Genomic DNA, 22,204 nt, shown 5'->3' on the forward strand with positions numbered 1-22,204 from the left:
CGGGTATCCCTTGTGTTGCATCACATCGGGGTAATCGGTGCAAATCGCGTGCCAATTTTCGGGTCTCACGGCGGGGGGGGAAATGGGCTTGGGGCTGGCACGCACCTTGCAGGTCTGGCGCTGAAAACCGCGCCTGTCTGGCCCCGTCAAAAGAGGTTCCCATGTTCTCCAGATTGCTTCGTCCCCTGCTCTTGCCGCTGGCCTTGATGCCGCTTGGTGCCTGCATGTCATCCGGTCGTGCGGTCGATGCCCTGCCTGCCGATGCCAGCCCCCGAACCGAGGCCGTGGCCCAGTTGCGGGATGATCTGTCGGGCCTGCCTGTGCCTGCGGCGGCGCAGGCACCTGAGGTGGTGCAATTCACCGGGCTTGGCCTGTCGCAGGTCTCGACCCAGCCGGGGGCCTCGATCAACGAGCGGCGCCTGATGGCGATCCGCGCTGCGCGGCTTGAGGCGATCCGCGATCTGACCGAGCAAATCCACGGCATCCGCATCAATTCCGAAAGCACGCTGCACGATCAGGTTCTGCGCAGCGACACGGTGCGCGCGGTGGTGGCAGGTGAAATCCGGGGGGCGCGCACCCTGCGGATCACGCCCAAAGGCGACGATTCCTTTGAGGTGGTGCTGGCACTTGATCCCGATACGGTCCGCTACATCCTGCGCGCCGTGCGGCAGCGGGGCTAGGCCATGTGGGGGCATGTGTTTCGGCCGCAATTCTGGTTTCTGGTTCTGCTGAGCAGCCTCTTTTGTGCCGCGGCTGGGGCGAAAGAGGCAACGCTCTGGGTTGAGGCTGAGGGGCGGGCCTATGTCGCCTCTGCCGCCGATCAGGACGCGGCACGCCGTCGCGCGATTGGCGAGGCGCTGGTGACGGCGGCGCTGTCGGGTGGCGCGTCCTTGCGCGGTCATACCGCGATGGACAAGGGGCGTATCACCGCCGATCTGACCATTTTGCGCCCCACGGGGCGTATTCTGACCCACCGTGTCCTGTCTGCCCAGTTGCAGAACGGGGAATGGTTGGTGCGGGTCGCGGCGGAAGTTGGGCCGATGCCGGTGGGTGCCTGTGCGTCGCGCCGGCGGATGACGGTCAGCGCCACGCCGCCGCAAATCCGGGTAACCCCCGAGGCCTCGGCCTGGGCGGAACCCCTAGCGCAGGGGCTGGCACGCGACCTGATGGAGGTACTGCGCGCCCATCCTGATACCGATCTGGAACGGATCGCGCCCGTCTCTGCCGCGCCGGTTGCGGCGGCGCTGGATTACACCGCGCTGACACGGGGGCAATCCCTGCCCGCGCCGGGCGATCACCGCATGAGCCAGAGCATCACCGTGGACCGGCAAGGCAAGCTCTTGCGCCTCACGCTTGACCTTGCGCTGATGGGGCAAGACGGCACCAACGTCACCCGCCGCTTTCAGCGCGAGGCCATGGTGCCGCGTGGCGGCTTTGCGGGCTATGTCGCGGGCCAGAGCCGCAGCCGCGCGGAAACCGATCTAACTGCTGGCCTCTTGCAAGAGGTGCGCGCCATTTTGGACGGCCTGGCCTGCCAACCCGCCGAGGCGCGTCTGGCGTTGGGTGCGGATGGGCTGAGCGTGCCCTTGGGGCGTCGGCATGGGCTGACGCGGGCAAGCCTTGCCTTTGTCGATGATCCCAATGACGGTTTCGGCCTGTTGGAAGTGGTCAGCCTCGACAATCGCCATACCACGTTACGCCCGCTCGATCCCACACGCTCCCCGGCAAGTTTCAATGGCTTGCGGGTCTATTTTGTCGAGGCGGGGCTGTGATCCGGGGCGGAATTGCTGTGGTTTTGGCCTGCCTCTTGCCTCTTGATGCAGCGGCTCTGGACGGACAGGCGGTGCAGGCGGTGATTGCGCAAGCGCTGCGTGATGCAGGGCAGGGGGGCGCGCCGGTGGTCTCGGCCAATCGGCCCTATCCCCCTTGTATGGACCCCCTCAACGTCGCGCCACATCAGGGCGGCTGGCAGGCGGTGCAAGTGACCTGCGCCAGCCCGGGTGGCTGGAGCCGGGTGATCCGCATCGAAGGCGGGGCCGCCGCGCCACGCCTGCCGGGGGTGGCCGACGATGCACCGCAACGCCCCGCTCTGGTGCTGACCGAAAGCCTGCCGCGCGGCACCGTTCTTGAGGCCACGCATCTGCGTGAAGCCCCGATTGGCGCGCGCGCGCGGGGCGATCTGGTGATGTCGCCAGAGACGGCCATCGGTCGCCGCCTCAAAAGCAACTTGGGTGCCGGTCAGCCGCTTTTGGCGCGGCATCTGGAACATGACTGGCAGGTCGATGTGGGTGGTCCGGTGACGATTGCCACCGATCTCGGCGGTATTCGGATCGAGGCAGCAGGCGTCGCGCTGGAGCCCGGCCAGATGGGGCAGGATATCCGCGTGACCAATGCTGGCAGTGGCGAGGTGGTGCATGTCACCGTGACGGGACGCAACAAAGTGACGGTGCGTCCTAACATTCGGTGAAGACCTGCCGTTTTTCACTCCAAGAACAGCGCCCCAATGGCGCCTCACCGGAGAGATCAGATGGTCGATTCAGTCAATTCTTCCCACGCCGCGCGACCGCGGCTCATGCCGGTTTCGACCGAGGCCTCACCGGGCGGTGCCAGCGGTGCCAAGGCACACAAGCCCGTCAGTGCGGTGGATTCCGTGAAACTCAGCTCTTCGGCCTCGGTCGGGGTGATCGAGAAAATGGTCGAGCAAGGCCCGCCCTTTGATGCCGAGCGTGTCTCGCGGATCAAAGAGGCGGTCGCCAACGGCAACTATCCGGTTGATGCCAAGCGCATCGCCGACAGCATTTTTCAGGACTACAGCGCGATGACGCGCTGAGACAAGGCAGAGCATGACCTACTTTGAAATTACCCTCTACGCGCTCGCGGTGCTTTGCATGATCACCCTGCCGCTGCTTGTGGCGGTCTCGGTTCGGATCGCGCGAATGTTGGCGCATCTGAGCGGACAGGTCCTGCGGTTGAGCGATCCGGAGATTGACCATATCGCACGGCGTCTGGGTCACAGACTGGGCCTGAGCGACGAGGCATCGCTGATGAGCATCGCCGACCGCATGGACGAGATGCGCCGCGATTTCGACTGGCTGGTGAGTGACCGCATGATCGAACAGGCCATCGACATGGCCCGATTTGGCCAAAAGCCCGACAGCATCGCCCGCAACACCGGCATTAGCGCCTCGGAGCTGGAAGCAATCCGCAAGCTGCGCAAGCACTAAGCGCAAACAAAGTACGAACCTGCGATAACCACGCCCCGGCCATAGCCCGGGGCGTTTTTTTTGCGCGTCAGCCCACTAGCCCGTCGAACTTGCGCGCGAGTTTCACGTCAAGGCTGCTCAATCCGTCCACATCATGTGTGGTCAGGGTGACCTCGACACGGGAATAGACATTGAACCATTCGGGATGGTGGTTCCATTTCTCGGCCCAGATCGCGGCACGGGTCATGAACCCCATAGCTTCGGGAAAGTCGCTGAATTTATAGGTCTTGGAGATGGCATCACGCCCCTCGACCATGGCCCAGCCATTCTCCAAAAGCGGTGCCAGCGTTGTCTTGCGGGCGGTGTCGCTGAGCTTCTCGGTCATTCGTGATCCTCCTGTGCGGTCTTGCGGAACGGCCCATAGCTGGTGAGGATATCTATATCCTGGTCAACTGCGGCACGCTCGGCCTTGAGATACTGCGCCACCGCCTCGGCAAAGCCGGGATCGCGCAGCCAATGCAGCGAATGTGTGGCCACCGGCAGATAGCCGCGCGCCAATTTATGTTCGCCCTGCGCGCCAGCCTCTACTCTTTGCAGAGCCTGAGCAATCGCAAATTCGATAGCCCGGTAATAACAGAGTTCGAAATGCAGGCAGGGATGATCCTCGATCGCGCCCCAATACCGGCCATAAAGCGCCGATGCGCCGATCAGGTTCAAAGCACCCGCGATAGGTTGCCCGTTTCGCAAGGCGAGGATCAGCAATATATCATCGCGCAGCGTTTCATGCGCACGGGTGAAAAAGGCGCGGGTGAGATAGGGCGTGCCCCATTTGCGCGCGCCAGTGTCCTGATAAAAGGCCCAGACCGCGTCCCAGTGTTCGGGCAGGATCTGATCGCCGGTCAGGGTCACAATCTCGCCGCCGAACTCTGCAGCGCGGGCGCGTTCCTTGCGGATCGCTTTGCGCTTGCGCGAGGATAGATCGGCCAAAAAGGCGTCAAAATCGGCATAGCCGCGATTTATCCAGTGATATTGCTGGCTGCGCCGGGGCAATAGGCCAAGGGCTGCGCCCGCCTCTGACTCTGCTTGCGTGCAAAATGTGATATGCAGCGATGACAGCCCATTGCGCAGCGCCACATCGCGCGCGCCCTCAATCAATGCTGCGCGCCCCGTGTCCTCATACCCCGGACGGGTTAACAGGCGGCGGCCTGTCGCGGGGGTAAAGGGCACGGCGATCTGGAATTTCGGGTAATAGCGCCCGCCCGCACGTTCATAGGCATGCGCCCAGTTGTGATCAAAGATGTATTCGCCTTGAGAGTGGGATTTTAGGTAAAGCGGGGCCACGGCGATGATCTGACCATGTTGTTCGGCGCTCAGGTAATGCGGTTGCCAACCGCTGCCCGTGCCGACCGAGCGACTGTCTTCCAAGGCCTTGAGAAAGCGGTAGGTGGTGAAAGGATCGTCTGGCCTGCCTTCGGCGGTTTCGGGACAGGCGCAGGCATCCCAAGCCACCTGCCCGATGTCGGACAGGCGCTCATGCAGGGTGACGGTGATCTGATCTTGCGTCATCTGCCCTGACGGTTCCTTTGCCCCGGCGGATTAATTGGGTCACGCGGCGCGCGGATCAAGCCGGGTAATCGGGCAAATAGCGCTCAAAGGTGATATTGTCGGCATGTTTGCGCGCCTCCGCCTCGGCCTCTGGGCTGCGCACGGTCCAGCAGAGGATCGCGGCCCCCTTGGCGCGCAGGGTGTCTAGGCGCGGGGCGGTCAGATCGTCGATGTCATGGCTGACAAAGCAAGCGCCACTTGCTTCGTAATCCGGGATGTCGCGCAGGCGCGCGCGGGTCTCTGCGCGCAACAGCGGCCAATCTTCGGGCGTGTAGGCGCAGGTGACGATACCGCGCGGCGTATCGGGGGCAAGTTGGGCCATCTGCACCACCATATCCGGGTTGAAAGACATGACTGCAACCGGCCCCACATAGCCCGCAAGCGCCGCTGCGGTGGCGGCCTCGAGCGTGCCACAGCTTGCGCCCATTTGCCCCTGCTGATCCTTCAGCTCGATCAAGAGCGGGACGCGGCCTGCCACAAGGTCAAGGATCTGTGGCAGGTCGGGTATCCCCTCATCCCCGCCCAAAAGCGGGATTTGCGCGAGGTCCGCCGCATCGCGTTGGCGCACCGGGCCTTTTTCCGCCGTAAGCCGGCCAAGGTCGTAGTCGTGAAACACTATCGCCTGATTGTCACGGCTCAGTTGCAGGTCGATCTCGATCCCATAGCCTGCCGCAATTGCCGCTGCGATACCTGCGCGTGAATTCTCGGGGCGACCATCGGTCACGTCATGCAGGCCGCGATGGGCCAGCGGGATACGGCGGAAACCGTCGGGCAGCGCTCTCATTTGATTTGGAATACCCCGTCGATTTCCACCGCCACGCCAAAAGGCAATGAGGGGGCCGAAACAGCGGCACGCGCGTGTTTGCCTGCATCGCCCAAGGCCTCTCCGATAAAGTCGGACGCGCCGTTGATGACGGCGGGTTGCTGGGTGAAATCGGCGGTTGAGTTGACGAAACCCGTCAATTTCACCACCCGCACCAGCCGGTCAAGATCACCGCCGCAGGCTGCTTTGACCTGCGCCAAAAGGGCAATCGCACAGGCGCGCGCGGCCTTGGCCCCATCCGCCACGTCAAGATCATCGCCCAGTTTGCCGGTCAAGAGCGTGTCGCCCTCCTTGGCAATCTGGCCCGAGACAAAAAGCATGTCACCGGCCTGCACATAGGGCACGTAATTGGCGGCGGGGGCAGGGGCCTCGGGTAGGGTTACGCCCATCTCTGCAAGCTTTTTCTCGAACTGGCTCATGTCTTTGTCTCCCTTCTGACTACATTGGCAGGACGCTAACGGCAGAGCGCGGCGAAGGAAATCGGAAATCCGACAGGACGCGCGCGATTTGCGCCCAAAGAAAAACCCCCGCCCGTCAAGGCGAGGGTCCAGGCGTTCCCGAATGGGGGGCTTAGCCCAGCGACGCCGCGCGCACATCCTCGTCGATAAAGGGGACATATTGCGCGAAATTATCGGCAAACATCTGCACCAGCTTGGCCGCCTGCGCATCATAGGCGGTGGGATCGGTCCAGGTTCGGCGCGGATCAAGCAGCACCTCGGCCACGCCGGGAACCGCCACCGGCACGTCAAAGCCGAAATTCGGGTCCTTGCGGAACTCCACATCGTTGAGCGAGCCATCGAGAGCAGCGGTCAAAAGCGCCCGCGTCGCCTTGATCGGCATGCGCGATCCGGTGCCGAATGCGCCGCCTGTCCAGCCGGTGTTGACCAGCCAGCAGGTCGCGCCATGCTTGGCGATCTTTTCACGCAAGAGGTTGCCATAGACTTCGGGGCGGCGCGGCATGAAGGGGGCACCGAAACAGGTCGAAAACACTGGCTGCGGTTCTGTCACGCCACGTTCCGTCCCTGCCATCTTGGAGGTGAAACCCGAGAGAAAGTGATACATCGCCTGTGCCGGGGTCAGCCGCGAAATTGGCGGCAATACGCCAAAGGCATCGCAGGTCAGCATGATGACATTCTTGGGGTGCCCACCAAGCGCGGTCTCTGACGCGTTCGAGATGTAATGCAGCGGATAGGCGCAGCGCATGTTGGGCGTCAGGCTGTCATCCTCGAAATCCAACTCGAGCGTTTCGGGATCGAACACCATATTTTCGATGATCGTGCCGAACATGCCGCAGGTGGCATAGATTTCCGGCTCTGCCTCGGCGCTCAGATTGATGGTCTTGGCATAGCAGCCCCCCTCGAAATTGAAGGTGCCACGATCCGACCAGCCATGTTCGTCATCACCCAAGAGCGTGCGGTTGGGATCAGCCGATAGCGTGGTTTTGCCAGTGCCCGAGAGGCCAAAGAAGATGGCGGTATCGACGGGATTGCCCTCAGCGTGATTGGCAGAGCAATGCATCGGCATGATGCCTTTTTCCGGCAAGAGGTAGTTCAGCAGCGAGAACACCGATTTCTTGTTTTCGCCCGCGTATTCGGTATTGCCCACAAGGATCAGCTTGCGGTCGAAATTCATTGCGATCACCGTTTCCGAGCGGCAATCGTGGCGTTCGGGATCTGCCTTGAACCCCGGGCAATTGATGACCGTGAAATCAGCGATGAAGCTGTCCAGCGCGTCGCGCTTTGGACGCCGTAGCATGGTCCGGTTGAAGAGGCTGTGCCACGCAAGTTCCGAAATCATCCGCATGTTGATGGAATGCGCGGGGTCGGCACCGCCGATCAGATCCTGAACAAAAACATCGCGCCCCTTAAGATAGGTCAGCATATCGGCATAGAGCACATCGAACCCTTCGGGCGACATGGCGGCGTTGTTTTCCCACCAGATCGTGTCGGCAACACTGTCGGTTTTGACGATATGCTTGTCCTTGGGCGACCGGCCGGTGAATTTGCCGGTGGTCACAAGCAGTGTGCCGCCTTGGCCCAGGGTGCCCTCACCGGCCTTTAGCGCGGCTTCGATCAGGGCCGGTTCGATGAGGTTGTAATGGACCGTTCCCAGCCCCGTGATACCTTGATCCTCAAGCTGGAAATGCGGGTTCACCCGTCCGAATGTCATATTGTCAAGCTCCTGTTCGCCAGATCCGCAGCTTTGCTACGGGATCGTTCAGGGCGCCGCTTGGGCGGCGTCGGTCGGGCAGCATGCCCGGCTGCGCGGCTCTTAACATGCCGATTTGGAAAAATAACAGGGCAGATTCATATGGTTAGCGCAACCAGCCGCAGGTTAGCGCAACCAAGTGGATGGTGGCGCAAACATTGCACTGCCAGAGCGTGTAAAGTGAGTCAATTTAGCCATTCTCAAGATATTTCTGCGTCAATCGACCATGGCGACCCGGCTGATTCGCAGATTTGAATTGATCAAACGACCGGAAACAGAGCATAGTGGCACAAAAAATGCAGGCAGACCGAGCAGTAAAAGGAATAGAACTATGTCCAAAATCGCCCTCGTGGACGATGACAGGAATATTCTGACATCCGTATCCATGACACTCGAAGCCGAAGGCTTTGAGGTTGAAACCTATAATGATGGCCAACAGGCCTTTGACGCCTTTAGCAAGAAATTGCCCGATATGGCCGTGCTCGACATCAAGATGCCGCGCATGGATGGCATGGACCTGTTGCAACGCCTGCGCCAGAAATCGCAGATGCCCGTGATCTTCCTCACCTCCAAGGATGATGAGATCGACGAGGTTCTGGGCCTGCGCATGGGCGCCGATGACTATGTGAAAAAGCCGTTCTCGCAGCGCTTGCTGGTGGAACGGATCCGCGCCCTTCTGCGCCGTCAGGATGCAGCCAATGGGCATGTCGTGGTCGAAACCGAAGAAACCAAGGTGATCGAACGCGGCAATCTTTTAATGGATCCGCTGCGCCATTCGGTCAGCTGGAAAGGGCAGGATGTGTCACTCACCGTGACCGAATTCCTGCTGCTGCAGGCGCTGGCCAAGCGGCCCGGCTTCGTCAAAAGCCGCGATCAGCTGATGGATGTGGCCTATGATGATCAGGTCTATGTCGACGACCGCACCATCGACAGCCACATCAAACGGCTGCGCAAGAAGCTGCGCATGGTCGATCCTGAGTTTTCGGCAATCGAGACGCTTTATGGTATCGGATATCGGTACAACGAAGAATAATGGCTCTGGTCGAGCGGATAGGGGTGCGGAGCGTGCAGCCGCGAAAGGATAACGACCTTGTCCTTGGCGATGATTTTGTCGCACCGGATCGTCTGGACGAAGGAGAGCTGAATGCCCGCCGCGCCAAACGCGGCTGGTTCAGCTTTCGTGACTCCTCGCTGACGCGCAAGATTATCACCTTCAACCTGATTGCGCTCAACGTGCTGGTTGTGGGTATCCTCTATCTCAATTCGTCACGCGACAATCTCGCGATGCAGCGCGCCAACAGCCTGATGGTGCAGACAGCCCTGATCGCGGATGTGGTCGAGGCGCGTCTGCCTGTCGGTGCGCCGGTCAGTTTTGCAACCGGCGATGGGGTGGATATGGCCACCACGCTGGACAATCTGGATATTCAGACCGGAACAGAGGTGTTTTTGTTTGATCGCACCGGCATGTTGGTGGGGCGCAAGCAGGGCGATACGATGGGTCAGGACCGCACCGCGACCCTGCCATCAACGCCAATGACGGATTTTCTCAGCCGGGTGTGGGATCGGATTTCAAGCCCGTTTTCTGGCGTGGATCAGGTCTCTGCCAGCCGTGTGGTCGAGGATGTGGCCCGCGACATGGTCGATCTGGCAGTGGGCGGCGGCGTAGAAGTGCGCACCGCCGAGACCGCGCAGGGCGTTGTTCTGACGGTGGCCGCCCCGGTGATGCAAGGCAATACACCTGTCGCGGTGGTGGCGTTGGCCAATGCCAGCGGCGAGATTGACAAGCTGGCAAGGGTAGAGCGCGAGCGCGTGCTTCAGATGTTCCTGATTGCCACTTTGGTATCGGTGGGTCTCAGCCTCATTCTTGCCTCGACCATTTCGAACCCCTTGGCCGATCTGGCGGCGGCTGCGGAAATCGGGCGCGACCGTAACAAGGGCAAAGGGGCCAAGGGACGTATCCGTATCCCCGACCTGACCGCGCGCCCCGATGAAATCGGGCGTCTTAGCGGTGCGTTGCGCGGCATGGTCTCGGCGCTTTACCACCGGATCGACAGCAACGAGCAATTCGCCGCTGACGTGGCCCATGAGATCAAGAACCCTCTCGCCAGCCTGCGCTCTGCCGTGGGCACCATGCGCATTGCCAAGCGCGACGATCAGCGCGAGCGTCTGTTGGAGGTGATCGAACATGATGTGCGCCGTCTGGACCGTCTGGTGAGCGATATTTCCAATGCCTCGCGGCTTGACAGCGAATTGGTCAAGGAAGAACAAGAATCCTTTGATCTGCTCAAGATGTTGCAGAACCTTGGGACTTATCTGGGCGAAGAGGCGCAGAAGAACGGGATCGAATTCATCATGGATTTCCCGCCTCAGCCCATCGTCACCACCGGGCTTGAGGGGCGATTGGCACAGGTGTTTGTCAATCTCATCACCAATGCCATCAGTTTCTGCGAAGAGGGTGACGCGATCCGCGTTTGGGCGCGCCGCCGTGCCAATCGCGTGCTGGTGGTGGTCGAAGATACCGGCCCTGGTATCCCTGAACAGGCGCTGGAAAAGGTCTTCCAACGCTTCTACTCCGAGCGGCCCGAGGGGGATTTCGGCAATAACTCTGGCCTTGGTCTTGCGATCTCCAAACAGATCGTCGAGGCGCATGATGGTGTGATCTGGGCTGAAAACATTCGTCCCACCCATGCCGATGCCACCTCGGATCCCTTGGGCGCGCGCTTTGTCGTGGGTCTGCCGGTCTGAGCCGGTGACAGACGCGCCTCATCCTGACGGTATCATCCTACATGCCACCTGCGTGGCGCATTCTGGCCGCGCGGTGCTGATCCGGGGGGCATCGGGGCGCGGAAAGTCCGGCCTTGCCCTGCAACTTCTGGCGCTTGGCGCGGGGTTGGTCGCCGATGACCGCACCCGTCTCTGGCTTGAGGCAGGGCGTATCATGGCGGATGCGCCCGAAACCATCCGCGGGCAGATCGAGGCGCGCGGTATGGGTATCCTGCAAATACCCTCGACCGGGCCACAGCCGCTTGCTTTGATTGTCGATCTGGACACCGAAAGCACGGACCGCTTGCCACCGCTCGAACATGCCGATCTTCTGGGGCAGAGCCTGCCGCTTGTAAAAAAAGCGGATCATGCTCATTTTCCGGCTGCGGTCCTGCTATATCTCATGCATGGGACGTTGATCTGAAGGAGCCACACCATGCCGTCCGAGCCTGACGCTCGAACAGAGGCCGGAAAGACGCGCAATCGCCTTGTTCTGGTCACGGGGCCTTCTGGTGCCGGGCGCAGCACCGCGATCCGTGCGCTTGAGGATATGGGCTATGAAGCGATCGACAATATGCCGCTCTCGCTCTTGCCGCGTCTTTTGGAGGCGCCAAAATCCGACAAGCCGCTGGCACTTGGTGTTGATGCCCGCAACCGTGATTTTTCGACCAATGCCCTGATCGAGATGATCGACCGCAGTGATTGGCACCCCGGCCAACCGTTGCAGGTGCTATATCTTGATTGCCGCGCCGAAATCCTGCAACGGCGGTTTTCCGAAACCCGCAGGCGGCATCCGCTGGCCCCGGACGAGAGTGCCGAGGCCGGAATCGCGCGCGAATTCGATCTGCTCGCCCCGGTCCGTGTTCGGGCTGATTTGCTGATCGACACGTCCGACATGACGCCGCATGACCTGCGCGCAGAATTGGGGCGCTGGTATGGGCCGGGCGATGCCGAAAGCCTTGCAGTCTCGGTGCATTCGTTTTCCTACAAGCGGGGGCTGCCGCGCGGCCTTGATATGGTGTTTGACTGCCGGTTTCTGCGCAATCCCTATTGGCAGCCAGACCTGCGGGCCCTTGACGGGCGTGTGCCCCAAGTGGCGGCGCATATTGCGGGCGATCCGCTCTTTGCAGAATTTCGCCAGCGGGTAACAGAGATTGTCGAACTGCTGCTTCCCGCTTATGAGACCGAGGGCAAGGCTTATCTCTCGATAGGCTTTGGCTGCACTGGCGGGCAACATCGCAGCGTGGCGATGGCAGAAACTTTGGGTGCGACCCTTGCGAAAGATGGCTGGCAAGTGTCAATAAGGCACCGAGAACTGGAGCGGCGTAGCGGGGCAGAGGCCCCCGGCCCCGCCCGCGACGTCTGAGGAGTGACGCAGTCTTGATCGGGATCGTGATCGTGGCGCATGGCGGGCTGGCCAATGAGTATCTCAGGGCCGTCGAACATGTGGTGGGGGCCCAGACCGGGGTGATGGCGATTTCCATCGAGGGCGACCATGATCGCAACGCCAAACAAGACGAGATCTGTGCAGCGGCTGATGCGGTCGACACAGGTGGCGGCGTTGTGCTTGTGACTGATATCTTTGGCGGCTCGCCCTCGAACCTGTCGCTGCGCGCCTGTCGCCCGAATGATCGGCGCATACTTTATGGTGCGAATCTGCCGATGCTGATCAAGCTGGCCAAGAGCCGACACATGCCGTTGCCCGATGCGGTGCGCGCCGCGCTTGAGGCAGGGCGCAAATACATCGACAGCCATAATGTATCAGAAGAGTAGGAAGGCAGGGGCGAGCATGGACAAGGTGATCCGCCGGATGGAGATCGTCAACGAAAAGGGGTTGCACGCCCGCGCCGCGGCCAAATTGGTCGAGGTGGTCGAGGGTTTTGACGCTCGTGCAGAGGTCTCTTGCAATGGCCAATCCGCCTCGGGCGATAGCATCATGGGGCTTTTGATGTTGGCAGCGGCCAAAGGAACCACTATTGACGTCGAAGTCGTTGGGCCGGATGCAACCCCTCTGGCAGAGGCGGTTTCGGCACTGGTTGCCGACAGGTTTGGCGAAAGCATGTAAGCGCGCGGGATCGGGAAGTCGCGACACGAGCGGGACAGGAACAAAGCAGTGAACATCAAGGCGCAGCCAGAGTCCGGCACAGAGACGGGCGATACGGTCCTCTATACTAAATACGACCGCCGCAGCCTGACCTATGCCAATAGTTTTGACAACGGGCTGACTTCGTTCATCATCCGCGTGATGGAATGGATGACCGGCAAGATCACCATCCTGCGCATGATCCGCAAATTCGAGAAACGTGGTGCGCCAACCGGTCAGGCGTTTTGGCGCGCGGCATTGGATACCATGGGTATTCCCCTGCTGACCCCGGATGAAGAAGTGGCGCATATCCCGCTTGAGGGGCCGGTGGTGGTGGTGGCCAACCATCCGCATGGTCTGGTGGATGGGATGATCCTTGCCGATCTGATCGGTCGGCGGCGGAGTGATTACAAGATCCTCACCCGCGCGCTTTTGACCGGGATCGACGAGGTGGCGGCCTCTTACATGATCTCTGTCCCGTTTCCCCACGAACCCGATGCACAGCGCAAATCGGTCGAGATGCGTGCCAAGGCGATGGCGCATCTCAAAGAGGGCGGCGTTATCAGCGTATTTCCTTCGGGCGTCGTGGCCTCAAGCGATACGATGTTTGGGCCTGCGATAGAACGGGAATGGAATGTCTTCACCGCGCAGATGATCCGACGGTCCGGTGCGCGCGTCGTGCCGATCTTTTTTCCGGGGGCGAATTCTCGCTGGTATCAGATCGCCAACCGCACGTCCGCCACCCTGCGGCAAGGTTTGCTTTTGCATGAGGTCGTGCATAGCTGCAACAATGCCCAAAAGCCGGTTGTAGGTGCGCCGATCAGCGACGAGCGCATGGCGATGCTGGAAAGCGACCCGCGCGGTTTCATGGAATGGCTACGCGCCCATACGCTCTCATTGGGTGATAGCAGCAAGTAACGCTCACCGCGTGGGCACGGGCACTTCTCCGCGATAATCGTAGAACCCACGCCCGGTCTTGCGCCCGAGCCACCCAGCCTCGACATATTTTGTCAACAGCGGGCAGGGGCGATACTTGGTATCCGCCAGGCCGTCATGCAGCACATTCATGATCGCAAGACAGGTATCAAGCCCGATGAAATCCGCCAATTCCAGCGGCCCCATCGGGTGATTGGCCCCAAGTTTGAGGGACTCGTCGATGGATTTGACGTTTCCAACCCCTTCATAGAGCGTGTAGACGGCCTCGTTGATCATCGGCATCAGGATGCGGTTGACGATGAAGGCCGGAAAATCCTCGGCAGAAGCTGCGGTCTTGCCCAGTTTCTCGACCACGGCGAGACAGGCGTTGAACGTGTCCTTGTCTGTGGCGATGCCCCGGATCAGTTCCACCAGTTGCATAACCGGCACCGGGTTCATGAAATGAAAGCCCATGAATTTCTCGGGCCGGTCGGTGCGGCTCGCAAGCCGCGTGATCGAGATCGACGAGGTGTTCGAGGTCAGGATCGTATGCGGCTCCAGATGCGGCAAGAGTTCATCAAAAATTGCCTGTTTGACTGCCTCGCGTTCGGTCGCGGCTTCGATCACCAGATCGGTCTTGCCCAGATCGGTCAGTGTCTGGGTGGTGGTGATCCGCGCTAGTGCGGCCTCCATCGTGTCTTGGGCGATCTTGCCCCGGCTGACTTGGCGTTCCATGTTCTTGCGGACGGCCGCCATGGCACGATCCAGCGCCTCGGCGCTGATGTCGTTGAGCAGCACATCGTAGCCCGCAAGAGCCATCACATGGGCGATGCCGTTGCCCATCTGGCCCGCGCCAACCACACCGATTCTCGTGATGTCCATCCGCCCGATCCCTGTCCGATTGCTGCAGCAGCATAGGCCGCAGCGGGCGTAGGCCGCAAGGGCATGGGATAGGTAAAATAATCCGCGAATTGGTCGTTTAGCGATTTAGCAAGAGGAATCGTCCACCCTTTCCATGGGTGAGTAGATCAAGGTGGGTAACATGGGATTTGAACGCTTGGGGCATAGGCCCCTCGACTATCGGCCTGTCCGGTATGACGGGTCAAAATTGGTATTTCGCGGCCCGCAGCGCCGCTTGACGGGGGATTTCGTGGCCTGCCTTGGCGGCACTGAAACCTACGGCACCTTTATTGACCGACCCTATCCTGATCTGATGGAGCGATCCTTGGGAACGGCCTGCGTCAATTTCGGCTGGCCAAATGCGGGTGTCGATGCCTTTCTCAAGGATGAGGGCCTGCTTGATTTGGTGTCAGCCGCGCGCGCCGTGGTGTTGCAGGTGCCGGGGGCGATCAACCTTTGCAATCCGTTCTACCGGGTGCATCCGCGCCGCAACGATCGCTTTCTAGAGGCGAGCCCCCGCTTGCGCCGCCTCTATCCTGAGGTCGATTTTACCGAGTTCCACTTTACCCGCCACATGATGCAGCGCTTGGCGGATATTTCGCCTGACCGGTTTGCGGTGCTGCGCGAAGGTCTGCAAGAGGTCTGGGTGGCGCGCATGCAGGCGTTGCTTGAACGGTTGACTGCGCCAGTCGTGTTGATGTGGTTCTCGCGGCATTTGCCTGGCCTTGGGCATGAGGCAGCGGGCATCGCGGACGATCCTGCCTTTGTCAGCCGCGCCATGCTGCGCGCTGTGGGGGCCCGGGCGGCCCATGTGGTTGAGGTGGTGATCAGCCCCGAGGCCTGTGCGCAGGGCACACGCGGCATGCGGTTTGATCCGATGCAAGAGGGGGTCGCCGCCGATCTGCCCGGTTTGCTGGCCCATTCCGAGGCATCGCGTGCCCTGTCGCCGGTGTTGGAAACCTTGTTGCGCAAATAAAAAACCCGCGCCGATCAGGCGCGGGTTTCGGGTTCGCTTTGCCGCAAATCAGAGCTTTTTGGTCAGTTCCGGCAGGGCGGTAAAGAGGTCAGCGACAAGGCCGTAGTCGGCCACTTGGAAAATCGGCGCTTCTTCATCTTTGTTGATGGCGACGATGATCTTGCTGTCCTTCATACCAGCAAGATGCTGGATCGCGCCGGAAATGCCCACGGCGACATAGAGGTTGGGGGCCACGACTTTGCCGGTCTGCCCGACCTGCCAGTCGTTCGGCGCATAGCCCGAGTCGACTGCGGCGCGAGAAGCCCCAACAGCGGCTCCCAGCTTGTCCGCAAGCCCTTCGATCAGTGCGAAATCGTCCTTGGAGCCGACACCGCGCCCGCCCGACACCACGACGCCCGCCGAGGTCAGTTCAGGGCGATCAGAGGCCGCAACCTTGTCTTCGATCCATTCCGACAGGCCGGGGTTCGGCGTGGCCGAAATTGTCTCGACCGGTGCTGCGGCCTGTTCGCCCGCTGCGTCAAAGGTCGAGGTCCGGAAGGAGATGACTTTTTTGCCGTCGCGCGATTTAACGGTCTGAATCGCGTTGCCGGCATAGATCGGGCGCTCGAACGTATCGGCATCAACCACGCCTGAGGCGTCCGAAATCACCATCACATCCAGGAGTGCGGCCACGCGCGGCAGCACGTTCTTGGCATCCGTGGTCGCAGGGGCCACGATATGGCTATAGTCGCCCGCGAGGCTGACGATCAGCGCCGCTGTGGGTTCTGCCAAACGGTGCCCAAGCGAGGGATCCTCGGCCACCAGCACCTTTTTGACACCGGCGATTTTGGCCGCCGCAGCACCAGCCGCCGCCGCAGAGGCGCCACAGCAGAGCGCGGTCACATCGCCCAGTTTGGCCGCTGCCGTGACCGCCTTGGCGGTCGCATCCAGCGACAATTCCCCATCGGTGACTTCGGCGAGAAGAAGAACAGACATCATACGGCTCCCACTTCCTTGAGTTTCGCAACCAGCTCGTCGACCGAGCCGAGGATGACACCCGCCGCGCGGCTTGCGGGCTCGGAGGTGCCGGTGATTTCCAGCCGTGGCGTGACATCGACGCCGTAATCGGCGGCGGTTTTCTCATCCAGCGGCTTTTTCTTGGCCTTCATGATATTGGGCAGGCTGGCATAACGCGGCTCGTTAAGGCGCAGGTCGACGGTGACAATGGTCGGCGTCTTGACTTTGATCGTCTGCAAGCCGCCATCGACTTCGCGGGTGACAACGGCGGTGTCGCCATCCACGTCAAGCGACGAGGCAAAGGTGGCCTGAGACCAACCCAGAAGCGCCGACAGCATCTGTCCGGTGGCGTTCATGTCGTTGTCGATCGCCTGCTTGCCACAGAGCACAAGGCCGGGTGCCTCTTCTTCGACGATTTTGGCAAGGATCTTGGCCACCGAGAGCGGCTCGATGTCTTGATGCACATCATCGGCGGCGACCACCAGAATGGCCCGGTCCGCGCCCATGGCAAGCGCCGTGCGCAGCGTTTCCTGCGCCTGTTTCACGCCGATAGAGACTGCGATGACTTCGCTGGCTTTGCCTGCTTCCTTGAGGCGAATCGCTTCTTCGACGGCAATTTCGTCAAACGGGTTCATCGACATCTTCACATTCGCAAGATCGACACCGCTCCCGTCCGCCTTCACACGAACTTTCACGTTATAGTCGATCACACGCTTGACAGGCACGAGCACCTTCATTGGCATGGTCTCCCTTAATGGTGGAGGGGGGCAGTGCGCCCCCCGGATAATCTCTCCAGCGCGTTGATACCGGCTCAGCCGCACGGGAAACAGGGCAAAATCGTCACGTTATCGTCCGGCGACGTCGCGTTTCAGGTTTTCAGCGCAAGAATGTTGCCAGAGTGTTTCAGCGATTGGCACCGGGAACCCAAAGAACATCCGCTTTCCCGCTGTCATTGGCCATGCGAGAGGCGACAAAGAACCAGTCGCTCAAACGGTTCAGATATTTGAGCGCCGATTCGTTGACGTTCTCCAGCGCCGACAACTCTACCGTCAGGCGCTCTGCCCGGCGTGACACGGTGCGGCATAGATGCAGATGCGCGGCCAAGGGCGATCCACCGGGCAGGATGAAGCTGCGCAGCGGCTTCAGATGCTTGTTCATGGCGTCAATCTCGGCTTCCAGCCGGTCAACTTGGCTGGAGGCCATGCGCAGGGGCGGATATTCGGCATCCTTGTCACGCTCCATATCCGGACGGCAGAGATCAGCCCCCAAATCAAACAGGTCATTCTGGATGCGTGCCAGCGCATCGTCGGTTTCGTCCTTGGCATAGAGCCGGGCAAGACCCACGGTCGCGTTGACCTCATCCACCGTGCCATAGGCTGTCACACGGGCCGAATGTTTGGCCACCCGGGTGCCATTGCCCAGTGCTGTTTCCCCTGCATCGCCGGTGCGCGTGTAGATTTTGTTGAGAACGACCATGGATTATCCTCCCTGCCTGCGGAAATATACGAAAATTAGGATGAGGATGATCGCTATGAATTGCGCGATCAACCGCCACTGCATGAATTTGTTCGATCGTTTCGCATTCTCCACGCCTTCTTTGCCAAAGGTGGAAATGCCTCGGATCAGGATCACCGCCACCGCAATACAGCCCACGGCCATGAGGATGAAAAGCGGGTCTTGCAGCATAAGGTGTCCTTTCGGGGTTGGTGCTGGGGCACATCTAGGCGGCGCGGGGCGAAAAGCGAAAGGGAAAATATGACGCGGGCGCGCGCCCGTCACGCTTTCGAGATCACCCAATCCAGCAGGCGCGTGGGCAGAATGCGGCGCAGCGTGCCCATGAGGTAAGTGGGCGTGGTCACGTAATACCGCGCCTTTGGGCGGGGCGCTTCGAGCGCATGGATCAGTTTCTTGGTGACCGCCTCGGGGGGCAGTTCGAAATTGTCTTTGGCGTAGGGGCCGTAAAGACGCGGGCGCAACTTGTCGCGATATTCGGCCATGCGATGCGCGCTTTCCCAGTCAATCCAGCGTTCAAATGGCGCGCGGGCATTCTCGCGGATTTTTGTGGTCACGGGACCGGGCTCGATCAGGCAGACATGAATGCCACTGTCGCGCATTTCGATCCGCAGCGTATCGGTCAGCCCCTCAAGGGCGAATTTGGTGCTCACGTAGGCCCCGCGCCAGCCGAGTGTGACCAGACCCAATACCGACGAGCATTGCACGATACGGCCATGCCCCTGCGCGCGCATGGCCGGGATCACCTGTCGTGTCAGGTCATGCCAGCCAAAAAAGTTGCTTTCGAAAATCTCGCGCAGGGCGTCGCGCGGCAAATCCTCGACCAACCCCGGACAGGCATAGGCCCCATTGTTGAACAGCGCATCCAGCCGCCCACCGGTGGCGTCCAGAACCTCGGCCACGCCCTGCTCAATATTGGCCTCATCGGCATAGTCGATGCGTGGGCTGTCGAACCCTTCCGCGCGCAGCCGTTCGCAATCGGCTTGTTGCCGGCAGGCGGCAAACACCCGCCAGCCGCGCGCGCGCAACCCGTGGGCTGCGTTATAGCCGATGCCCGAAGAACAGCCGGTGATCAGGATGGAGCGTTGCGTCATGCCCGACCTTGTGGCGTGCGCCGCGCCGCGATGCAAGAGTTAGTCAGAGGCCAGCGTAAGCAGCGTCTCTGCCATCCAGCCGATGCGCCCGGTCTCGACCACGCGCAGCTTGATCCAGCCTTCACCGGGGTCGCGCAGCACGATCACTTCGGTGCCGCGCTTCAGGCTGGCCACGCGACCAAAACCAGTGCCGGGCCCGGTGCGTAGATTGACCGAATTTCCCGAAACCCGGCGCAGGTCTGAGGCCGCGGCCAGCGTCTCACCGTCCAGCGCAACCGCTTGCACGGGCTGGGCCACCTCTGGGGTGTCGGGCAGGGCGGTGGGCGTTGCCACACGCACGGTCGGCAGGTTGAGGGAAATGGGATCAGGTGTTGCGTCCCCTTCGGCAGAGGCCAGCGTCAGCACCACTTTATCACCCATGCTGAGGCCCAGATCATGCAGCGAGGTGATGGTGCGCGTGACCTCGGCATCCTGCCGGGGTGTGCCATCCTGCGCCAGTTCGATCACATTCACACGCAAGGGCCGGGCCTGCGGCCGGTGATTGTCAAGAAGGGCACGCGCCTGAATGGAATTGGCCGACGGGCGATAATCAGCCCCGCCGCTCAATTCATAAAAAGAGCATCCCAGAAAAGCAAAGCTCACAAGAATAAAGCGCCACATTGCGCATCCCCCCAGTACCATACGACAGATTAAAGTGCTTGGCAGCGCATCCAGTATATCCGATTCGTGCCGTCGCATGAGGGGAAATCGGAAAAGATTGAAACCTGTGGCCTCTGGATGCTTTACGCCGCAGGGTGGCAGGGCTATCACCATATCCATGAGTGATTTGTTGGACGACCCCAATATGCAGCCCGAGGCTGTGTCAGAGCCGCTCCGCCGTGCGATTGGCGAGCGCTATTTGACCTATGCGCTTTCGACCATCATGCACCGCGCGCTGCCCGATGCGCGGGATGGGTTGAAGCCAGTTCATCGCCGCATTCTCTACGCGATGCGCGAGTTGCGCCTGTCCAGTTCGGGGGGATTCCGCAAATCCGCCAAGATTTCCGGCGACGTGATGGGCAACTATCACCCGCATGGTGACGCGGCGATTTACGATGCGATGGCGCGTCTCGCACAGGATTTCGCGGTGCGCTATCCGCTGGTGGATGGGCAGGGCAATTTCGGCAATATCGACGGCGATAATCCCGCCGCAAGCCGATATACCGAGGCGCGGATGACCGCCTTTGCCGAGGCGCTGCTGGATGGTCTGGCCGAAGATGCCGTGGATTTCCGTGACAATTACGACGGCACCCTGCGCGAGCCGGTCGTGCTTCCGGCGTCTTTTCCGAACCTGCTGGCCAATGGCTCTTCGGGCATTGCCGTCGGCATGGCGACCAATATTCCGCCGCATAACATTGCGGAATTGATTGATGCCTGCCTGCATCTGATCAAGTCGCCCGATGCCCGCGACGACACGCTACTGCAGTATATCCCCGGCCCTGATTTCCCCACCGGCGGTGTCATCGTCGAGCCGCCCGAGAGCATCGCACAGGCCTATCTAACCGGGCGCGGTGCGTTCCGTCTGCGCTGCAAATGGGAGTTGGAGGATCTGGGGCGCGGTCAATGGCAGATTGTCGTGACCGAAATTCCCTATCAGGTGCAGAAATCCAAGCTGATCGAGCGGATTGCCGAACTGATCCAGACCCGCAAGGTGCCGATCCTTGCCGATGTCCGCGACGAGAGCGCCGATGACGTGCGTCTGGTTCTGGAACCACGATCCAAGAATGTCGACCCCGAGGTGTTGATGGGCATGATGTATCGCAACTCCGAATTGGAAGTGCGGTTCTCGCTCAATATGAACGTCTTGATTGATGGTGTAACGCCCAAGGTCTGCTCGCTGAAAGAGGTGCTGCGCGCCTTCCTTGATTTCCGGCAGCAGGTGCTGTTGCGCCGCTCTGTGCACCGGATGGAAAAGATCGACCACCGGCTGGAGGTGCTGGAAGGGCTGATTATCGCCTTCCTCAACCTCGACCGGGTGATCGACATCATCCGCTACGACGAGGATCCCAAGGCGGCGCTGATGCGCGAGGATTGGGGCCGCACCGTGCCGCGTGCGATGTCTGAGGCGGACTATGTACCGCCCCCACCCACCGCAGAGGCCGGGCTGACCGAGGTGCAGGCCGAGGCAATCCTGAACATGCGGCTGCGCAGCCTTCGCCGTCTGGAAGAGATGGAGTTGCGCGCAGAGCGCGACACATTGATGGCGGAACGTGCGGGGCTTGAGGATCTGCTCGACGATGTATCCCTGCAATGGGCGGCGGTGGCCGATCAGTTGAAAGAGGTCAAAAAGACCTTTGGCAAGACCCATCCCATCGGCGCGCGCCGCACGCAATTCGCCGAGGCGGGCAGCGTCGAAGACGTGCCGCTTGAGGCGATGATCGACCGTGAACCGATCACGGTGGTGTGCAGCCAAATGGGCTGGATCAGGGCCATGACCGGGCATCTCGATCTGAGCCGCGAGTTGAAGTTCAAGGATGGCGATGGCCCCCGCTTCATGTTCCATGCCGAGACGACCGACCGGATTCTGGTCTTTGGCAGCAATGGCCGCTTTTATACGCTGAGCGCATCAAACCTGCCCGGCGGGCGCGGTATGGGCGAACCGCTGCGCCTGATGGTCGATCTGCCCAATGAGGCGGGCATCGTCGATCTGCTTATCCATAAACCGGGGCGTAAATTGCTGGTCGCCTCTGACGCGGGCGACGGTTTTATCGTGCCCGAGGAAGAGGTGATCGCCCAGACCCGCAGCGGCAAGCAGGTGCTGAACCTCAAAGAACCGGCGCGCGCCTTGGTCTGCCGCCCGGTGACGGGCGATCACGTCGCCTGTGTTGGGGATAATCGCAAGGTGCTGGTGTTTGCTCTGGATGAATTGCCCGAACTTGGGCGCGGCAAGGGCGTGCGGCTTCAGAAATACAAGGACGGTGGGTTGTCCGATGCCACCACCTTTGATCTCGCGGCCGGTCTGACTTGGCGCGATCCCGCAGGGCGCACCCGCACGGAAAGCAATCTTGAGGAATGGTTGGGCAAGCGCGCTGGATCAGGGCGCATGGCCCCGCGCGGCTTTCCGCGTGACAACCGCTTTACCTGATC

General features: G+C 61.0%; 26 protein-coding genes. 14 read left to right on the plus strand and 12 right to left on the minus strand.

Going from position 1 to position 22,204, the window contains the following annotated elements:
* Positions 1 to 161: 161 nt before the first annotated feature.
* Genes GC127_RS13485 through GC127_RS13505 form a run of 5 tightly spaced genes read left to right on the plus strand, consistent with a single transcriptional unit; the run spans position 162 to position 3,224 of the window.
* Positions 162 to 680, plus strand: coding sequence for an LPP20 family lipoprotein (locus GC127_RS13485; RefSeq protein ID WP_008279929.1), 519 nt, complete (start codon positions 162 to 164; stop codon positions 678 to 680).
* Positions 681 to 683: 3 nt separating this feature from the next.
* Positions 684 to 1,772, plus strand: a complete 1,089-nt coding sequence (locus GC127_RS13490; RefSeq protein ID WP_008279930.1) for a flagellar assembly protein T N-terminal domain-containing protein — start codon at positions 684 to 686, stop codon at positions 1,770 to 1,772.
* A complete protein-coding gene (gene flgA / locus GC127_RS13495; protein WP_151978588.1) occupies positions 1,769 to 2,467 on the plus strand; it encodes a flagellar basal body P-ring formation chaperone FlgA in 699 nt (232 codons plus the stop codon). Before GC127_RS13490 ends, flgA begins: the two co-directional genes overlap by 4 nt.
* 60 nt (positions 2,468 to 2,527) lie before the next feature.
* Complete coding sequence (gene flgM, locus GC127_RS13500; protein WP_008279932.1) at positions 2,528 to 2,830, plus strand: flagellar biosynthesis anti-sigma factor FlgM; 303 nt, start codon at positions 2,528 to 2,530, stop codon at positions 2,828 to 2,830.
* A gap of 13 nt (positions 2,831 to 2,843) precedes the next feature.
* Positions 2,844 to 3,224, plus strand: a complete 381-nt coding sequence (locus GC127_RS13505; protein ID WP_008279933.1) for a hypothetical protein — start codon at positions 2,844 to 2,846, stop codon at positions 3,222 to 3,224.
* Between the two features lie 67 nt (positions 3,225 to 3,291).
* Here the strand turns inward: GC127_RS13505 and GC127_RS13510 are convergent, their stop codons facing one another.
* From GC127_RS13510 to GC127_RS13530, 5 genes are all read right to left on the minus strand, one after another.
* Positions 3,292 to 3,588: a 4a-hydroxytetrahydrobiopterin dehydratase gene (locus GC127_RS13510; protein WP_008279934.1), complete on the minus strand. Its 297-nt coding sequence runs from the start codon at positions 3,586 to 3,588 to the stop codon at positions 3,292 to 3,294.
* Entirely contained in the window at positions 3,585 to 4,769 is a 1,185-nt protein-coding gene (locus tag GC127_RS13515) for a GNAT family N-acetyltransferase (RefSeq protein ID WP_151978590.1), read from the minus strand. Before GC127_RS13515 ends, GC127_RS13510 begins: the two co-directional genes overlap by 4 nt.
* A 55-nt stretch (positions 4,770 to 4,824) precedes the next feature.
* Positions 4,825 to 5,592 (minus strand): glycerophosphodiester phosphodiesterase family protein, encoded by a 768-nt coding sequence (locus tag GC127_RS13520; protein ID WP_151978592.1) that lies wholly within the window; start codon positions 5,590 to 5,592, stop codon positions 4,825 to 4,827.
* Positions 5,589 to 6,050: a RidA family protein gene (locus GC127_RS13525; RefSeq protein WP_008279938.1), complete on the minus strand. Its 462-nt coding sequence runs from the start codon at positions 6,048 to 6,050 to the stop codon at positions 5,589 to 5,591. Before GC127_RS13525 ends, GC127_RS13520 begins: the two co-directional genes overlap by 4 nt.
* A 151-nt stretch (positions 6,051 to 6,201) precedes the next feature.
* On the minus strand, positions 6,202 to 7,800 hold the full coding sequence (locus tag GC127_RS13530; RefSeq protein ID WP_151978594.1) for a phosphoenolpyruvate carboxykinase: 1,599 nt from the start codon (positions 7,798 to 7,800) through the stop codon (positions 6,202 to 6,204).
* Between the two features lie 370 nt (positions 7,801 to 8,170).
* On the opposite strand from GC127_RS13530, the gene GC127_RS13535 reads away from it, so the two are divergent.
* From GC127_RS13535 to GC127_RS13565, 7 genes are read left to right on the plus strand one after another with little or no spacing between them, the layout of a single operon-like run.
* Positions 8,171 to 8,872 (plus strand): response regulator transcription factor, encoded by a 702-nt coding sequence (locus GC127_RS13535; RefSeq protein WP_037273860.1) that lies wholly within the window; start codon positions 8,171 to 8,173, stop codon positions 8,870 to 8,872.
* Complete coding sequence (locus tag GC127_RS13540; RefSeq protein WP_008279941.1) at positions 8,872 to 10,584, plus strand: sensor histidine kinase; 1,713 nt, start codon at positions 8,872 to 8,874, stop codon at positions 10,582 to 10,584. Before GC127_RS13535 ends, GC127_RS13540 begins: the two co-directional genes overlap by 1 nt.
* 4 nt (positions 10,585 to 10,588) lie before the next feature.
* Complete coding sequence (locus tag GC127_RS13545; protein WP_151978596.1) at positions 10,589 to 11,026, plus strand: HPr kinase/phosphorylase; 438 nt, start codon at positions 10,589 to 10,591, stop codon at positions 11,024 to 11,026.
* 12 nt (positions 11,027 to 11,038) lie between these two features.
* Positions 11,039 to 11,968: an RNase adapter RapZ gene (gene rapZ / locus GC127_RS13550; protein WP_008279943.1), complete on the plus strand. Its 930-nt coding sequence runs from the start codon at positions 11,039 to 11,041 to the stop codon at positions 11,966 to 11,968.
* Between the two features lie 14 nt (positions 11,969 to 11,982).
* Positions 11,983 to 12,375: a PTS sugar transporter subunit IIA gene (locus GC127_RS13555; protein WP_151978598.1), complete on the plus strand. Its 393-nt coding sequence runs from the start codon at positions 11,983 to 11,985 to the stop codon at positions 12,373 to 12,375.
* A gap of 16 nt (positions 12,376 to 12,391) precedes the next feature.
* On the plus strand, positions 12,392 to 12,667 hold the full coding sequence (locus GC127_RS13560; protein WP_008279945.1) for an HPr family phosphocarrier protein: 276 nt from the start codon (positions 12,392 to 12,394) through the stop codon (positions 12,665 to 12,667).
* A 54-nt stretch (positions 12,668 to 12,721) separates the two neighbouring features.
* Positions 12,722 to 13,603, plus strand: a complete 882-nt coding sequence (locus GC127_RS13565) for a lysophospholipid acyltransferase family protein (RefSeq protein ID WP_037297304.1) — start codon at positions 12,722 to 12,724, stop codon at positions 13,601 to 13,603.
* A gap of 3 nt (positions 13,604 to 13,606) precedes the next feature.
* Here the strand turns inward: GC127_RS13565 and GC127_RS13570 are convergent, their stop codons facing one another.
* The gene (locus GC127_RS13570; RefSeq protein ID WP_008279947.1) at positions 13,607 to 14,482 is read right to left on the minus strand and encodes a 3-hydroxybutyryl-CoA dehydrogenase; all 876 of its coding nucleotides are present in this window, start codon (positions 14,480 to 14,482) and stop codon (positions 13,607 to 13,609) included.
* Between the two features lie 160 nt (positions 14,483 to 14,642).
* On the opposite strand from GC127_RS13570, the gene GC127_RS13575 reads away from it, so the two are divergent.
* Positions 14,643 to 15,476 carry a DUF6473 family protein gene (locus GC127_RS13575; RefSeq protein ID WP_008279948.1) on the plus strand — a complete coding sequence of 278 codons (834 nt, stop codon included), beginning with the start codon at positions 14,643 to 14,645 and terminating at the stop codon, positions 15,474 to 15,476.
* Positions 15,477 to 15,524: 48 nt separating this feature from the next.
* Here GC127_RS13575 and GC127_RS13580 read toward each other — a convergent pair whose 3' ends face one another.
* The 6 genes from GC127_RS13580 to GC127_RS13605 all read right to left on the minus strand — a co-directional run bounded on the left by GC127_RS13580 (position 15,525) and on the right by GC127_RS13605 (position 19,738).
* Positions 15,525 to 16,451 carry an electron transfer flavoprotein subunit alpha/FixB family protein gene (locus GC127_RS13580; RefSeq protein ID WP_037297306.1) on the minus strand — a complete coding sequence of 309 codons (927 nt, stop codon included), beginning with the start codon at positions 16,449 to 16,451 and terminating at the stop codon, positions 15,525 to 15,527.
* On the minus strand, positions 16,451 to 17,209 hold the full coding sequence (locus tag GC127_RS13585; protein ID WP_008279950.1) for an electron transfer flavoprotein subunit beta/FixA family protein: 759 nt from the start codon (positions 17,207 to 17,209) through the stop codon (positions 16,451 to 16,453). The genes GC127_RS13580 and GC127_RS13585 overlap by 1 nt, the downstream gene beginning before the upstream one ends.
* A gap of 166 nt (positions 17,210 to 17,375) precedes the next feature.
* Complete coding sequence (locus GC127_RS13590; protein WP_151978600.1) at positions 17,376 to 17,948, minus strand: cob(I)yrinic acid a,c-diamide adenosyltransferase; 573 nt, start codon at positions 17,946 to 17,948, stop codon at positions 17,376 to 17,378.
* A 3-nt stretch (positions 17,949 to 17,951) separates the two neighbouring features.
* Positions 17,952 to 18,158 carry a twin transmembrane helix small protein gene (locus GC127_RS13595; protein WP_008279952.1) on the minus strand — a complete coding sequence of 69 codons (207 nt, stop codon included), beginning with the start codon at positions 18,156 to 18,158 and terminating at the stop codon, positions 17,952 to 17,954.
* A gap of 89 nt (positions 18,159 to 18,247) precedes the next feature.
* Positions 18,248 to 19,078 carry an SDR family oxidoreductase gene (locus GC127_RS13600; RefSeq protein WP_151978602.1) on the minus strand — a complete coding sequence of 277 codons (831 nt, stop codon included), beginning with the start codon at positions 19,076 to 19,078 and terminating at the stop codon, positions 18,248 to 18,250.
* 39 nt (positions 19,079 to 19,117) lie between these two features.
* Entirely contained in the window at positions 19,118 to 19,738 is a 621-nt protein-coding gene (locus GC127_RS13605; RefSeq protein WP_151978604.1) for an SH3 domain-containing protein, read from the minus strand.
* Between the two features lie 157 nt (positions 19,739 to 19,895).
* Here GC127_RS13605 and GC127_RS13610 point away from each other — a divergent pair, with 157 nt between their 5' ends.
* Entirely contained in the window at positions 19,896 to 22,202 is a 2,307-nt protein-coding gene (locus GC127_RS13610; RefSeq protein WP_008279955.1) for a DNA topoisomerase IV subunit A, read from the plus strand.
* Positions 22,203 to 22,204 lie beyond the last annotated feature (2 nt).

This window comes from Roseovarius sp. EC-HK134, assembly GCF_902498815.1.
Classification (GTDB): domain Bacteria; phylum Pseudomonadota; class Alphaproteobacteria; order Rhodobacterales; family Rhodobacteraceae; genus Roseovarius; species Roseovarius mucosus_A.